The sequence below is a fragment of the Burkholderia sp. Leaf177 genome (assembly GCF_001424345.1).
Classification (GTDB): domain Bacteria; phylum Pseudomonadota; class Gammaproteobacteria; order Burkholderiales; family Burkholderiaceae; genus Caballeronia.
The window spans coordinates 266558-280670 of sequence record NZ_LMPF01000012.1 but is presented as its reverse complement, the minus strand read 5'-3'; the positions used below and the strand labels follow the sequence as shown (position 1 = coordinate 280670).

Annotated in this window: 13 protein-coding genes; 4 read left to right on the top strand and 9 right to left on the bottom strand. The window is 58.7% G+C overall.

Annotated elements, in window-relative coordinates; translation table 11 throughout:
* The first annotated feature begins 92 nt into the window (after nucleotides 1-92).
* The gene (locus tag ASG35_RS12125; RefSeq protein ID WP_056356897.1) at nucleotides 93-914 is read left to right on the top strand and encodes a helix-turn-helix transcriptional regulator; all 822 of its coding nucleotides are present in this window, start codon (nucleotides 93-95) and stop codon (nucleotides 912-914) included.
* A gap of 56 nt (nucleotides 915-970) precedes the next feature.
* On the opposite strand, the gene ASG35_RS12120 is transcribed toward ASG35_RS12125, so the two are convergent.
* The 3 genes from ASG35_RS12120 to ASG35_RS12105 all read right to left on the bottom strand — a co-directional run bounded on the left by ASG35_RS12120 (nucleotide 971) and on the right by ASG35_RS12105 (nucleotide 4400).
* Complete coding sequence (locus ASG35_RS12120) at nucleotides 971-1855, bottom strand: NAD(P)-dependent oxidoreductase (RefSeq protein WP_056356896.1); 885 nt, start codon at nucleotides 1853-1855, stop codon at nucleotides 971-973.
* Nucleotides 1856-2064: 209 nt separating this feature from the next.
* On the bottom strand, nucleotides 2065-3294 hold the full coding sequence (locus ASG35_RS12110; protein ID WP_056357477.1) for an MFS transporter: 1230 nt from the start codon (nucleotides 3292-3294) through the stop codon (nucleotides 2065-2067).
* A gap of 158 nt (nucleotides 3295-3452) precedes the next feature.
* Nucleotides 3453-4400, bottom strand: coding sequence for a LysR substrate-binding domain-containing protein (locus ASG35_RS12105; RefSeq protein WP_056356894.1), 948 nt, complete (start codon nucleotides 4398-4400; stop codon nucleotides 3453-3455).
* A gap of 153 nt (nucleotides 4401-4553) precedes the next feature.
* Here ASG35_RS12105 and ASG35_RS12100 point away from each other — a divergent pair, with 153 nt between their 5' ends.
* Nucleotides 4554-5606: an alpha/beta hydrolase family protein gene (locus ASG35_RS12100; protein WP_056356893.1), complete on the top strand. Its 1053-nt coding sequence runs from the start codon at nucleotides 4554-4556 to the stop codon at nucleotides 5604-5606.
* A 355-nt stretch (nucleotides 5607-5961) separates the two neighbouring features.
* On the opposite strand, the gene ASG35_RS12090 is transcribed toward ASG35_RS12100, so the two are convergent.
* The 6 genes from ASG35_RS12090 to ASG35_RS12065 form a co-directional block, all read right to left on the bottom strand.
* Nucleotides 5962-7566, bottom strand: a complete 1605-nt coding sequence (locus ASG35_RS12090) for an arylsulfatase (protein ID WP_056356889.1) — start codon at nucleotides 7564-7566, stop codon at nucleotides 5962-5964.
* 502 nt (nucleotides 7567-8068) lie between these two features.
* The gene (locus ASG35_RS12085; RefSeq protein WP_056356886.1) at nucleotides 8069-9406 is read right to left on the bottom strand and encodes a beta strand repeat-containing protein; all 1338 of its coding nucleotides are present in this window, start codon (nucleotides 9404-9406) and stop codon (nucleotides 8069-8071) included.
* 165 nt (nucleotides 9407-9571) lie between these two features.
* On the bottom strand, nucleotides 9572-10120 hold the full coding sequence (locus ASG35_RS12080) for a hypothetical protein (protein WP_056356884.1): 549 nt from the start codon (nucleotides 10118-10120) through the stop codon (nucleotides 9572-9574).
* 20 nt (nucleotides 10121-10140) lie between these two features.
* Nucleotides 10141-11058 (bottom strand): CsgG/HfaB family protein, encoded by a 918-nt coding sequence (locus ASG35_RS12075; protein ID WP_056356880.1) that lies wholly within the window; start codon nucleotides 11056-11058, stop codon nucleotides 10141-10143.
* A gap of 92 nt (nucleotides 11059-11150) precedes the next feature.
* The gene (locus ASG35_RS12070; RefSeq protein ID WP_056356878.1) at nucleotides 11151-11585 is read right to left on the bottom strand and encodes a curli assembly protein CsgF; all 435 of its coding nucleotides are present in this window, start codon (nucleotides 11583-11585) and stop codon (nucleotides 11151-11153) included.
* 59 nt (nucleotides 11586-11644) lie between these two features.
* Nucleotides 11645-12337 (bottom strand): CsgE family curli-type amyloid fiber assembly protein, encoded by a 693-nt coding sequence (locus ASG35_RS12065; protein ID WP_056356872.1) that lies wholly within the window; start codon nucleotides 12335-12337, stop codon nucleotides 11645-11647.
* 285 nt (nucleotides 12338-12622) lie between these two features.
* Between ASG35_RS12065 and ASG35_RS12060 the strand changes: the two genes are divergently transcribed.
* Together ASG35_RS12060 and ASG35_RS12055 are read left to right on the top strand one after the other, a co-directional pair.
* Entirely contained in the window at nucleotides 12623-13270 is a 648-nt protein-coding gene (locus ASG35_RS12060; RefSeq protein WP_162244401.1) for a helix-turn-helix transcriptional regulator, read from the top strand.
* 176 nt (nucleotides 13271-13446) lie between these two features.
* Nucleotides 13447-14112, top strand: a complete 666-nt coding sequence (locus tag ASG35_RS12055) for an O-methyltransferase (protein ID WP_056356868.1) — start codon at nucleotides 13447-13449, stop codon at nucleotides 14110-14112.
* Nucleotide 14113 lies beyond the last annotated feature (1 nt).

Here is a 14113-nt window from a genome sequence, read left to right as displayed (position 1 = left end):
ACTCCGTGGATGGTAAGGAGCCTACTATCTGGCGAATTCTCATTCCATTAAAGTAGTGAGATCATCATATTAAGATGACTAACAGGGTTCTCATGCCGATCAGCACACCCAGTTCTTTGGGCGTCTTTTTAAGAAACCGTCGTGGACGTCTTGACCCGTCCGAACTTGGATTTTCGGGTCGCAGGCGGACGCCGGGGCTTCGCCGCGAAGAGGTTGCCCAGCGGGCAAATATAAGTCCGGCCTGGTACACGTGGCTCGAGCAGGGACGTGGCGGCGCGCCATCGCCGGAAGTATTGAACCGGATCGCCAGCGCATTGATGTTGAACGAGGCCGAGCGCGAACATCTTTTCGTGCTAGGTTTGGGGCGGCCGCCCGAGGTCCGCTACAAATCGGTTGCCGGCGTCAGTCCGCGGTTGCAGCGCCTGCTCGATTCGCTCGATGCAAGCCCGGCCCTGATCAAGACCGCCACGTGGGACATCATTGCCTGGAATCGTGCCGCCACCGTTGTGTTCACCGACTACAGCGTAATGCCTGCACACGAGCGCAATATTCTGCGGTTCCTGTTCTGCAATCCTGCCATCCGGGCAAAACAGCACGATTGGGAAACCATCGCGCGCTTCGTGGTCGGCGCGTTCAGGGCAGACGCCGCGCGAGCGGGTGCAGTGTCCGAGATCAATGAACTCGTGGATGAGCTTTGCCGGGTCAGCCCGGAGTTCGAAGCGCTGTGGGGAGAAAACGAGGTGAATGGTCACGGAGCCGGAACCAAGAGCTTGCGACACCCGGAACTGGGAGCAATCGAGCTGGAATATTCGTCGTTTTCAGTCGATGGCCGGCCGGATCTCGGGTTGATCGTCTACACCGCGATAGACGCCGCGACCGCGGACCGCATCCGGGCGCTGGCCGCGCGGGGTTGAGTTGTCGTTGCTTCGCGCGTCGTGCAAATGAAGGGCAATTTTTTGGCCCGGGTCGCTTAGCCAAGTGTGTCGCTGCGCGCTTCGATTGCCCGGATGACGGCAATCATGTCGGCATAACCAAAGCCGAGTGCCTGCGTTTCGCCGTATAGCGCGTGGCACACGTCCAGGAGCGGCGACGCAAGTCTCGATCTTCTCGCTTCATCGGCGACCAGTTTATTGTTCATCAATACGTCGGTTATCCCTGCTTGCAGCGTGAAGTCGTTGCCAACGAGCTTCGATATTTTCACTCGCGAAACGCTGCTCGCCATGGGTCCGGCATCCAGTATCCGGGCAAATTTCTCGAGGTCCAACGCGTGCCGCTCGGCGAAATGGAACGCCTCGACGAGCCCCGTCACCATGGTGATCAAAAATAGATTGACCGAAAGCTTCATCAGCAATGCATTCGGAACCGGGCCACATTCAATGCTTTGACGGCACACCGGTTCGAGCAAAGGCCGGGCAGCGTCGATAGCTTCCTGGTCACCGGCCAGCATGGCAACAAGCTGACCGTCTTCAGCCGGTTTTTTCGATCCCGATACCGGCGCCTCTACATAACGTCCCTGAGCGGCTTTGATGTCTCGTTCCAGCACGGTCGAATACTCGGGCGCCACCGTTCCCATCTGCACGATGGTCCGTCCCCTGACTAGCGTCGCAAACGCAGACGTGCCTCGCTGGAGAACGGCGTCGATCGCTTTGTCATTGGCAAGCATCAGCACCACGGTGAGTGCGTGTTCGAAGACATCGCCGGGATCATCGACGGCATGCGCGCCAGCCGCGACCAGTGCACTCGTTTTTCCCGGCGTACGGTTCCATACCACGAGCGACATTCCCGATCGCGCCATGTTCAACGCCATAGGCTGGCCCATCGCGCCAATGCCGATAAACCCGATTTTCGTATTCATCTAAAGGCCTTTTGTCTTGACTGGCTTTGCTCATCCGCAAAACGCGATTCCCGATAGAACGGAGAACATCGCCGCGGACGTGAGGTAACCCGCAAAACACAACGCGATGATCGGAAGTGCAAAAAGCGCTGTTGCGGCTGCGATCAGAAATCGACGCAGCATCGCAGGGTTTATCGCGACTCCCGTGCTCCGCGCGTGCAGCACGTTTTTCATGCGGGCCGTACCACCGAGCCGGGAAGTTGCTCGACGCTTTTGTCATCGATCGGCAAGTGCAACAGTCCTGCAATAACGCCAAGTGCGACGGCGCCATACCAGAGCAAGTCGTACGCGTGAGTCGCTTCGTATACCAAACCGCCGAGCCACACGCCGAGAAAGCTGCCCAGTTGATGCCCGAAAAATACGAAGCCGAACAACGTCGCGATATAACGCACACCGAACACTTGCGACACGAGTCCGTTCGTCAACGGCACCGTGCCGAGCCAGAGGAGGCCCATCGAAAACGAAAATACGTAAAGGCTGGCGGGCGAAAGCGGTGCGAGAAAGAACACCGCCATGGCGGCGGAACGGATGAAGTAGATCGCCGATAGCACGTATTTTCGGCGCATGAAACCGCCCGCGTAACCGCACAGGTACGTGCCGAACACGTTGGCAAGGGCGATCAACGCAAGCGCCGTGCTTGCGTTGATCGCGCTCAAGCCTTTATCCAGCAAGTAGGCCGGCATGTGGACCGCAATGAACGCAAGTTGGAAACCGCATGCAAAAAAGCCGATGTTGAGGAGCCAGAAACCGCGATGCGAGAGCGCTTCGCGCACGGCCGCGCTCATGGATTGCGCCGGAGCGTCGCCGGGCATGCGGCGTGAGGGTCGATCGCGTAGCCACGCCGAAAGCGGCGCAAGCATGATCAGCACGGTAGCCATCACAACGAGTGTCGATACCCAGCCGAAGCGGCTCATCAGGCTTTGCACTATCGGCACGGTGCAGAACTGGCCGAGGCCGCCAATTGCGCCCGCGACACCCAGCGCCCAGCTGCGTCGCTCGGCGGGAAAGAGCCGGGAGAGCGCGCCATAGACGGCGCCGAACGCCGAGCCCGAAAGCGCGATGCCAACCAGCACGCCCGTGCCGAGCGTGTAGACGCCCGGCGTGCCCGCATACGCCATCATGAAGAGGCCGAGCGCATAGACGAGCAAACCTGCGAATATCACCTTCGCCGAACCGAAGCGGTCGGCGATCATGCCGGTAAACGGCTGCGCGATACCCCAAAGCAGGTTCTGCAACGCGAGCGCGAAACCGGCCGTTTCGCGCGACCAGCCGTGATCGAGCGTCACCGGCATCACGAAGAGCCCTTGCACATGCCGCACGCCCAACGCGGCGCCCATCACCACGCCGCCTGCAATCACCCATTGCCAGCGCTTGTTCCAGGCATCGTCTTGTTCGCTCACGTGATCTCCTTCGCGCTTGGTCGAGGTGTGTTCGCCGCTATGTCGATCGCGAGCACATGAGCACGACGCGGCGCTGCCAGCCATTAGATGCTGGAGAATCGCGCGCTTCAATCAATACTTTGGGATGGTTCGCATGCATGGCGCGCATGCGGAAAAAGCTAGCGCGCGGCCTGCGCGGACAGCATGCGTTCCACGACGGCCTCGACTTCGCGTGCCTCCGATCGGATCCACTCGACAACATCGAGTACGTCCTGACGCGGCTTTTCATCGGCTTGATAGAGCCAGTATCCGTAGGCGGTCGTGCGGCCCGCCGTGCCGTCGGCGAGCGCGATGAGGCGTCCATCGGCGAGCAAGGGCTCGATCAGCGCAATTCGACCGAGCGCAATCCCTTGTCCGGCGAGCGCTGCCTGAATCACCTGATCGTATTGATTAAAGCGCAACATTCCCGATGGATGCGCGTCATCGAGCCCCATCGCCGCGAGCTGGTCGGCCCAGCGCAAAAGCGGCCGGCGCGGACCCTCGAATTCGAGCAACACCTTCTGGCGAAGCAGGGCGTTGTCGTCGAGACGGGTCAGGCCGAGCGAAGGATGGGCCACCGGCACCACCGCCTCCTCGAACAGACGCACGGCGCCAGGCGGCGCTGTGGCCGCGGTGCAGTAGCGGATGCCGAGATCGATTCCTTCCGCGCGCAAGTCGAGGTTTTTATCGATGGCCGCGACGCGCAGATCAAGCTCGGGATGACGTTGCTGGAAGCGGTTGAGGCGCGGCAACAGCCAGAGACCGGTCACGCCGATGCTCGCTGTGATCGTCACCGGCAACCGCCCTTGTGGCTGATTCAGGGTCTCGAATACATCCTGCAACTGCTGGACGGCGGTATCGGCGATGCGAAAGAGGCGTTCGCCTTCGGGCGTGAATGATATCGACCGATAACCGCGTTTGAAGAGCGCGATGCCAAGCAAGTCCTCGAGCGCATGCACTTGGCGGCTCAATGCGGATTGCGTGAGACAGAGGTCCTCGGCCGCGAGCGTGATGCTCATGCGCCGGCCCACGGCAACGAAGCCGCGGATCAAGTCGAGCGATGCAAGCCGCACCAGGGGCGTTGGCATGCGTGTTCCTTATGCGAAAGATGCAAAAAGATTGGTTGAGCCGAACGCGCGAGTCAAGTGAAATGTCGATTTGTGAAGCTGGGCGGCGTCTATGAGTGGACATCGCCTTAAGGATGAATCGATGCCAACCTTAAGGTAACGCAGGGGGATGCAGTGAGGGACATTAAAGCGAGCGTTGCCGTGCCGGAAGCGATCGCACTCGTCGCGGCCGATGGCTGCGCGATCAACGGCTTTGTCTGGCGTCATCGGAAAAGTGAAGAGTGCGAGAGCGCAAGCGCGCGGCCTGTGGTGATCGTCAACGCGGCGACTTCGGTGCGTTGCCGATACTACTTTCGGTTTGCCGCTTTTCTCCATTCGCATGGCTACGATGCGATCGTCTACGACTACCGCGGCATCGGCGAATCGCGGCCTTCCACGCTGCGTGGGTTTCGTGCGTCGTGGCTCGACTGGGGGCAACTCGATTTCGAAGCGCTGTTGCAATACGCGGCGCGGGAATTTGCAGGCCAGCCCGTCGATGTCGTCGCGCACAGCATAGGCGGTTTTGTCATCGGGCTTGCACCATCGAACGGGATTATCCGGCGCATTGTCACGATGGGCGCGCAGTACGCGTTTTGGCGCGACTACGCACCCGAGCGCAAGCGTTCAATGTTATGGCGCTGGCATGTGCTGATGCCATTGCTGGCGGTGGTGATCGGCTATGTGCCAGCCAAGCGGCTTGGCTGGATGGAGGACACGCCCAAGGGCGTGGCGCTTTCGTGGAGCGGCAGCAAGGCGCGCTTCGAAGAGACCTATCGGCACGGTGAATTTGCCCGCAGTGACGATGAACGTGCGCGTCTTGTCGAGCAATGTTCGGCGGTGCGAGCAGCGCTCCTTGCGATCAGCGTAACCGACGATGAGTTCGGAACGGTCGCTGCCATCGAACGTCTGCTCGGCTATTTCACCGGCAGCGCGCTCACGCATTTGCGCGTTGCTCCAGAGCAGATTGGCCACACGGCGATCGGGCATTTTGCATTTTTCCATAGCCGCTTTGAAGACAGCATGTGGCGTATTCCGCTTGCGTGGCTGAAGTCGGGGGCGCTTCCGGACGATGTGCCGGGCAACGTCGTATCGCAGCGCATGCCAGCGATAGCGCGGCACGAGCCAGCACATGTTTTCCGGCGTGCATTGGATAGCATGACTATCGACTTATCAACGAACGCCGAATGAAAGATGGTACGTATAACACGTCTGACGGCGCGACAATGAATCTTGCACAGGATCCGACAACCGACGCGGGATTTCTGGAATTTATCAAGAGCGCACAGGCTTCTGCAAACGGGACCTTCAGCTTTACTTCGAATTCAGGCCACACCTTATACGGTCGCCATTTGAATATCTTCGACGACGATTCCGTATAACCTACCTTTTTTCCATCGTCTCAAACAAAGTCGTTAGGACAAGACGAGATCGCGTAAGTTATACGACTGCATGTAGCGCGACTCGCCAAGCTGGCTGCGTTTGGCATCTCGATGCGATATGTCTTGCCGCAGCGGCATGCATGTTCCCATGCCGCACAGCTTCATCAATCACCTAGACCGCCAGACTTTTGAAGTGCAGCAAGGCGCGCCTTCAATTGCTCGACCATCTGGAACTGGGAATTTTTGATTGGACCCGTGTACGTGACACTTTGCGGCGGCGCGGGCGGATATTTCACGTAACTCGCGACCACTTGCTTCATCACCTCGTTGAAGATCGGGAACGTCCAGCTCTTTTCCGTCCAGTTCGTCATGAACACGTCGTAGTGCTCGCCCGGGTCCGACTGCAAGTCGTATAGCCGAGGTGCGGTAGCGACATATTTGTCCGGCCCTTTCCACCCGGTATGGTTCTCGTCGCTGAATGGCGGATAGTCGCCTCGTAAGTTGAATACCGCTTTAAATTTGCCCACCCGGATTGCGCCGGGAGCCAGCTCGTCCTCTGTTTGATACAACCAGAAGTTGCGCTTGGATTTGCCTGTTCCCAACAGAATGGGAGTCATGTCGTAGCTATCGAAGATAGTCGGCTTATCTGTTCGATCGACGGTTGGCAACGATGTCCCCGCGACATCCGCGAACGTGGCCATGAGATCGAGGCCACCGCAGATATCCCATGACGTGCTGCCCGGTTTGATGTGGCCGGGCCACCAGGCCAGCGCCGGAACGCGACTGCCCGCTTCCATGTCGGTGCCTTTCGTGCCGCGAAAGGGTGTATAGCCAGAGTCAGGGAAGACATCCTGCCATGCACCGTTGTCGACCGTGTAGAACACCAGCGTGTTCTTGTCGAGCCCGGCGGCGCGTAGTGCGTCGAAAATGCGGCCTACCCGTGTATCGAGCTCCACGACTGCATCACCATATTTCGTCTTGACGTCGGACTTCCCGACGAATTCCGGCGCGGGCAAATTCGGTTGATGGTTTTTTGTGAAGTTGATACTCATGAAGAACGGCTTGCCATCATTCGCATGCGCATTGATGTAGTCGACCGAAGTCGTTTCGATGCTCTGGTCGAGCATCGGAATGTCGTCACCGCCTAACTTACGAACTTCCCGGAATTTCTCACCCGCCTTACCCTCAATTTCTCCGAGCGGATTGACCTTCGGCACATCGGCCGGCCAGTCGGGGTTCCATTTTGGGTCGATGTAGGTGTACGCATTGAGATGGTATAGGTACACGTTCTTCATCTCGTCGTACCCATGAGCGGTCGGCATTGCGTAGTCGGCTTCGCCCAGATGCCACTTGCCGGTGAAGAAGGTCGAATATCCCGCCTTTTTCAGCACGTCGGCGATTGTCACTTCATTCTTCGGCAGGCCGCCGCCTTGCCCCGGAGCCGCTACGGTAGTCATGCCGCTTCGATTGGGAAGCCGCCCCGTTTGCATTGCCGCACGTCCCGGCGTACAGCTTGGCTGGCCGTAGAAATCCCAGAATTGGATGCCTTCGCGTGCCATGCGATCAAGGTTCGGCGTCGCCGCGCCACGCCCTTGACCGCCGCCGTAAACACCTAGATCGCCCCATCCTGTGTCATCGGACACCAGCAGTATGATGTTCGGCTTCTGGTTGCCGGTCTGAGCGATGCCAGGGGACCCTGCGATGAAAAAAACCGCTATAGCAGGCAACAGGCGAGCTAACACCCGACGAAATGACACGTTGGCGAACATGGGCACCCCTATTCAATTCGGTACGTCGAGCATTGACTCTTCGACCGATATTGAAAATGGACATTCGCGTCAAGCGGTTTATTTCGGCCGATATATTGCTGTGTCTGGCAGGTCGGCGTGCCGAAATGTATGTCTGCTTCTATGTGAGACGCAGACACGTGCTTTCGCAGCGGCTACGTTAGCTTCGTGTAGGAAGCGGCTTGTAAAGGGCATCCGCTGTTTTGGTCTGCGACACGAACTTCGGATTCCGCCCGTCCGTTTGTGACCATCAGAATGCGTTGGAAATCGTTTTAGTCAATGGTCGGAAGCTAATAAACGCACGATGGCTTCCGGCCAAACTACGTTGCAGTCGCATAACGTACAGGATAGCGAAATAGGCAAAGTGATCCGCGTTCATGTTACGTCCCAACGAAAAAAACGCGCCAGTCCCGCCGTCGAGCGACAGGACCGGCGCGCAAGAGCCGAAGGGTCCGACAAGCCAGGAGTTTCGCGTCCTTACATCTCAGTGGCTGGCGATGGTTGCAACGTTATGCGAGCCGTTTTGGGTGATGTTCGCCGCGTTGCCGCCGCCGACCTGCGTGATCGAAGCACTGTTGCCAGTGCCGATTTGCGATGTCTGCGCGTAATTGCCATCGCCGGACTGCGACGCATACAGCACGTTAGCGCTGCCCGACTGCGATGCCAGCAGCGTATCCTCGAAACCCGCCTGGAAAGCGGTAGTCCGGTTAGCCGAACCAGTTTGCGTGAGTATTTGCGACGAGCCAACCGCGCCATCTTGCGTAAGGCTGGCCACGTTTGCAGCGCCGAAAAGCGAAGTGTTCGACTGCGTCACGCTGATGCTGTTGGCACCGCCGTTCTCCTGCATGGTGGTGACGCTTCCCTGACCAATACCGCTTTGCGCGACCGTTGTGGAAGAGCCGTTTTCCGAAGCCTGCGCGACCGCGACGCGTTCTCGCGTTCCGGACTGTCTGATATCCACTCGGCCGTTGCTGGCGTTGAAATCCGATACCGTCGCTACATCGCCGGCGGCCTCCTGGTAAATGGACGTGGAGTTGCCGAAGGAACCCGTCTGCGATACCGACGCCGTATTGAGGATCCCGGCCTGGACAATCCCGGTCGAGTTCAGCGAGCTGCCCGCCTGGCTGACCGTAGCGTTGTTGCCGATCAAACCGTACTGGCTCACGGTCGTCGAGTTGCTGTTGGAGCCCGATTGCGTGACGGTGGCGGCGTTCAGCAGACCTCCCTGATTGATGACCGTGGTGTTGCCGGACGAGAACGTCTGGCCGACGGTCGCGGACGCGCCGGCGCCGCTTTGGGATATCGCGGTGAAGTCATTCGATGCCGTGCTCTGCGAAACATGGGCGGCGTTGGGACCGGTCTGCACAATCGTCGTGTAGTCGCCAGCGCCGTAGTTCGACGTGACGGACGCTACGCCGCCACCGCCAAGCGACTGCGTGATCGATACGCCGTTGGCAATCTCGTCTCGTTGACTGACGGTCGCCTCCGATGTGCTCGCGCCATTTTGCAGGACATTGGTGATGTTCTGGCCGCCGCCGCTGGTCGAAATGGAAGTCGTATTGCCTCCGCTCGACTGGTTGACCGCCACGCTGTTGCCAATCGATGCGGCTTCGCTGACGGTCGCCAGGTTGTTTGCAACGGCTCCCGATCCCGCGCGCTGATCGATCGACACACGATCGCCCTGAGTGACATTCTGATCGATGGCCGCGGTGTTGCCGGAACCGATCATCGTGATCGAATCCTGATTGCCTGTACTGGCATACACGCTTGTCGATGCGAGCGCGATAAACCCCATTGCGATGACGGATGCCTTGATCTTCATGATTGATAACCCTCTTGTAGAGATAGTGGTGGTGAAACGTCTCATTGAAAATGTCCCGCTTGCGGGGTTCAGTCGTTGCAATCGATCGACGCGCTGTTCACCCGTTCGCCATCTGCGCTTGCACGCCGATGCCGCTTGCCTTCCGATACCGCTGCTGCTTTGCTTCTACCGCGCCAACACCAGCGCTCGTGCGCCGTTACCGTTCTGTAGAACTTCCACGCCGCTATACGAGCGGACTTGCACGACCGTCGCGCGATTGTCATTGCCTCTTTGCGTGATCGACGCCCGATTGGCCGTTCCCGCCTGATCGATCAACCCGTAGTTATTGCTGCCTTGCTGGATCACGCTCGCGGTGTTGTAGGCGCCCGCCTGATTTCCCGCGTACTGGTTGCCATTGCCCGCCTGCGACAACGCTTGCCAGTTGCGCGCGCCTGTTTGAACCAGATTCGCCGTGTTCGCAGCACCTGTCTGGATCGAGAGCAGTCCGTTGCTGCCAAGTTGCCTTCCCTGGAACTGGTTATCGGCTCCGCGCTGATCGACAGTCGCGCTTTGCCTTAGTCGTGTGGTCATGAAAGCCGGTTCGCCCGCGCCGAAGTCGGACACCGACGATAAATCCCCCGCGAATGCCGCCGTCGTCGTGATCGCGACGACCATCGCGATCATCAGGTGAGTCTGGGTCCGGGCTACGCCACGCACGATGTATTCAGGTTTCATTGCACACTCCATGTAAGCGCTCAAATGCCCGCGCTCTTGTCAGGGTTGATCGGGTCGGATGCCTGGGGCGGATCGAGCTGGTCCATATCGGCGACATAGCTCTGGTTCTCTTGCAAATAGCGCTGCACGGTGGGGTCGTACCAATCCTTGTCGTCCTTCAGCGCCCAGGTCTGGTTTTTCAGCCCCTGGACGATCAAATGCACGACAGCAGACTCGATAGCTTCTTTCACGCAGAGCTGTTGCGGCTCATTGCGCGTCATGCCCACTTCGGCCTGCAAGAGATCTTTGAAGCCGACGAACTTGTAGACGCCTACATCCACCTGATATGAATAGATGGTCTTCGTGGTGGAGACGCTGTTGAGAATCTGGCCGTTGCGGATATCGACTGTGCGCAGATTGACGGTTACCTGGTCCACGCGATACTGCTGCGATGCGCTAATGCCGAGATACGCCACGCCTGCGCCGCCCGTCTTCACGTTGGAGTCGAAGGCGACAATGCCGCCCTCCAGAATGACGTTCGCCGGCGCCAGCGCGCCGATCTGCGCAACGACGCGATTCTTGTCGTCGGGTGTTTCGAGCGCTCGCATGATCTTGCGTTCAGTCAGCAAGTCCTGGAGATTCTCCCGTTCGACCGGCGTGAACCAACCCGAGTCGCGCATTGCCGCCACGAGAAACGACGCGCCTCCTTGCGTTACTTGCGACGAGAACGAACTGTCGGGCGAAGGTTTGTACTGGCCGGTCAGATCGCGGAAACCATAAACCGCTGCGAGAACCCGGCCCTTGGGCGGCGGCAGACGTACGAGGTCTCGCGTGACGCGTGTCGGCGGGGTAAGGGTTGCGTTGCCCGCCACATTCTGAGGCGGCGCGGCGCACCCCGCCAGCAGGAGTACGGTGGAGCAAGCAAGCACAAGCGACGCTCTGACGATTATTCGGCTCATTTCATTCCCCGTTCATGTCCGCAGGTTGATTCAATCAATCTGCTTAGTTATCTTTAGTATTTTCCAGGCACCGATATTTATCGTCGGCTAACTTATTGACCGCTTACGACGAACGTGGTCGTTGCGCCCGTTGTCTTGTCGGTTGTCGTCACCTGTAGATTGCCACCTGAGACCTGCGAAATCGCAATGGAGAAATTTCCTGTGTTGATGGTTCCAGGTTTGAGCGTGCCGTCGTTGCCAACAATCGAACTCGTCACCGAAGTCGCCACCCGAGAAAGGATGGCTTGTTGAAGCTGACTGTTGAATTGATCGAGCGTTGACTGCTGCGTGAGCGAATCGGACAGACTCGGGTCCGTGTGCTTGTTTTGCGCATTCGCCTGGTCCATCAGCACCGCACCATTGAGCGGGTTGCCACCGAACGTGGGATTAACCGGTTCGTACACAAGCGGTGAAGCGTTCGCGGTTGCATGGGTAATCAGCAATGCGGCGATTGCGGCGAGGCGGCTAGCGATGTTGGCGGGATGCATGAATTCTCCTTGTTTTGTAGGCGCTGTGTATTGCGTGACCTGGAACGGCTGTTGTGGCTTTACATTTCATCCGACCCGAGGTCGGTATCGTGAAACAGCAGGCGTGCAATGTCCGCCTGCATCACGGTCTGCAGCGCGCTTGCCGCCGCACTCTCCGCAATGGGCCGAATGTTGGCCCGCGCGATCGGCAAGAACGCTTGAAACACGCGACGCTGTCCATATTCAACCCAGACCAGGCTTCCATAGCGTGCCGATGGCCGTTCGTGAACGGAGACCACATATCGCTCGCTCATCGGCATCTGGGTCCACGACTGCGAAAACGATGCGTAGAAATCCTGACCTACCAGCGTGACCGCGTCGTTCGTGACTATGCCGCCGATTTCTTCGACGACCGACAGATGACCGCCAACATCGGGGCTACGTGGCAACGTCGCGTTGTTGGTCAGCGTGCGCTGGCGGGAAACGGTGGCGCTTTCAGTGAGCGCGGGCGATGTCTGCACCGGACGCACCTTCACCAGCGGGCTCGGCGCAGGCGGGCTCGGAAGCGTCACCAGATCACGCGCCGTGTCGCCCGATGCCGAACCGTGCGCGCTCGCCGGGTCGATGTCTTGGGCAGTCGCCACGATCGGCAAGGCGAGGCTCGCGACAGCCAATGTGCCAGCAACGCAGAGGGCGACCGTACAACGGGCTGCCGTTGAGTTGATGCCGCGCGGCGGGCATGCCGGCAAACTGCCCATTCGTGCATGACACATATCGGTTCCTTCTTTGCGTTATCGAATCGTCGGGATTGCTTCCTGCCGATCCATGAAGTCATTCTGGCCATCTTGCAGATCACCGTCGATGGTTCAAATGAACACCTCGAAATAGATACGCATCGAGTACGGTTGATGTTATGTGCGCGCTGGCGATCTTTCGAAGGGAAATCGACATTGCATGAATGGCACACATCGTGCATAGGAATGCGGGTCCAAAAAGACAGGCACATCGGATGCAATTTGAAGTCCGTGCCTACAAAAGAAAATGCTTCGGGGGGAATCATGCTGGAATGTATTGAAGAAGCGCGGCACGTTGAAAGTGGTTTCAGCTTCGACGTCGCCATGGCTCAAAGCAGGACGCCGGAAAGCGCAGAAGCGTCTCTGACCAGCTATCTCCTCAACGATGACACGACCGTGATCGCCGTCAGCGCGGACTTGACCATCATGTGCTCGATGGCGAATGCGGCAGGGCTGCTGAGCGAAAAGACAGGCTTGAGTCTGAGCGACAATCGACTCGTTCACGCCGATGTCAAAGTGCAGCGCGCCTTGCAGGCAACGCTGACCGACACCATAGCCAGGGGCGTCCGGAGGACCGTCGTGGTGCCCGGGACATGGGGCCATGCATGGCACATGGCGGTGATGCCGCAAACCGCTGGCGCCGCATTCGTGCAGCCGCACGCGGTATTGCGCATCGAGCGCCGGCACATCTTTCGTCGTCCCGACCCGCAGTCACTGGAGTCGGTGCTTGGCCTCTCACAGGCCGAGGCGCGCATGCTATGTGAACTGATCAGCGGTCATTGCGTGAGCGAATGCGCCGAGATTCTTGGCGTGTCTGTCGCGACCGTACGCAAGCACCTTGCCGCAACCTTGCGCAAGACGTGCTGCACGCGCCAGTCCGAGTTGATGCGGCTTGCGAGCATCATTACTTGACAGCGCGATACCGCCGATTGCATGCGGCATCGGTTATCGGAAGTCGTGTTCCTGTCACTCTTGTCTGTTCCCTAATACGAAGAATATGGTCGTAACATTCGATTCAAACGATCAAGACGAAACGCAGTTCCGTATCGGCTTAGAATGAGTTTGATAAGCCAACCAGGAAACTTCGCATGGACCAGACGCAATGGGATCTCCTCGACGACTATCTTTGCAGTCAGCTAGTCGCACCCGATCAAGCCCTCGACGGGGCGCTACGATCAAGCGCGCAAGCGGGCCTTCGTCCTATCAACGTCGCGCCTAATCAGGGCAAGTTCCTGCAGATGCTCGCGCGCGTGCGCGGCGCTAAACGCATTCTCGAGATCGGCACGCTGGGCGGCTACAGCACGATCTGGCTCGCTCGCGCTTTACCTTCGGACGGCACGCTCGTGACGCTCGAGTTCAGCCCTGAACACGCGGCGGTGGCCAAAAAGAATATCGAGTCGGCGGGTTTGTCGGAGAAAGTTTCGGTGATGGTCGGTGCAGCCGTGGAAAGCCTTAGACGCTTGATCGAAGAACGCGCCGAACCGTTCGATTTCGTGTTTATCGACGCTGACAAGAAAACCTATCCGGAATACCTGACGCTTTCGCTCGAACTGTGCAGCGCGGGCGCAATTATCGTGGGAGACAACATCATCCGGCGGGGAAAGATGGCCGATGCTGCGAGCACCGACCCCGACGTCATTGGATTGCGGCAGTATTTCGACCTTCTTGCAAAGAACCCGAGACTCGATTCGACCGCAATACAAACGGTCGGATCGAAAGGTTGGGACGGGTTTTCGATCACGCTCGTTTCGTGAC

Coding starts and splice junctions, on each gene's coding strand:
- ASG35_RS12120 (WP_056356896.1), bottom strand. CDS start 1,855: ATGAATACGAAAATCGGGTTTATCGGCATTGGCGCGATGGGCCAGCCT.
- ASG35_RS12070 (WP_056356878.1), bottom strand. CDS start 11,585: ATGCATCCCGCCAACATCGCTAGCCGCCTCGCCGCAATCGCCGCATTG.
- ASG35_RS12085 (WP_056356886.1), bottom strand. CDS start 9,406: ATGAAGATCAAGGCATCCGTCATCGCAATGGGGTTTATCGCGCTCGCA.
- ASG35_RS12125 (WP_056356897.1), top strand. CDS start 93: ATGCCGATCAGCACACCCAGTTCTTTGGGCGTCTTTTTAAGAAACCGT.
- ASG35_RS12060 (WP_162244401.1), top strand. CDS start 12,623: ATGCTGGAATGTATTGAAGAAGCGCGGCACGTTGAAAGTGGTTTCAGC.
- ASG35_RS12075 (WP_056356880.1), bottom strand. CDS start 11,058: ATGAGCCGAATAATCGTCAGAGCGTCGCTTGTGCTTGCTTGCTCCACC.
- ASG35_RS12090 (WP_056356889.1), bottom strand. CDS start 7,566: ATGTTCGCCAACGTGTCATTTCGTCGGGTGTTAGCTCGCCTGTTGCCT.
- ASG35_RS12065 (WP_056356872.1), bottom strand. CDS start 12,337: ATGTGTCATGCACGAATGGGCAGTTTGCCGGCATGCCCGCCGCGCGGC.
- ASG35_RS12080 (WP_056356884.1), bottom strand. CDS start 10,120: ATGAAACCTGAATACATCGTGCGTGGCGTAGCCCGGACCCAGACTCAC.
- ASG35_RS12055 (WP_056356868.1), top strand. CDS start 13,447: ATGGACCAGACGCAATGGGATCTCCTCGACGACTATCTTTGCAGTCAG.
- ASG35_RS12105 (WP_056356894.1), bottom strand. CDS start 4,400: ATGCCAACGCCCCTGGTGCGGCTTGCATCGCTCGACTTGATCCGCGGC.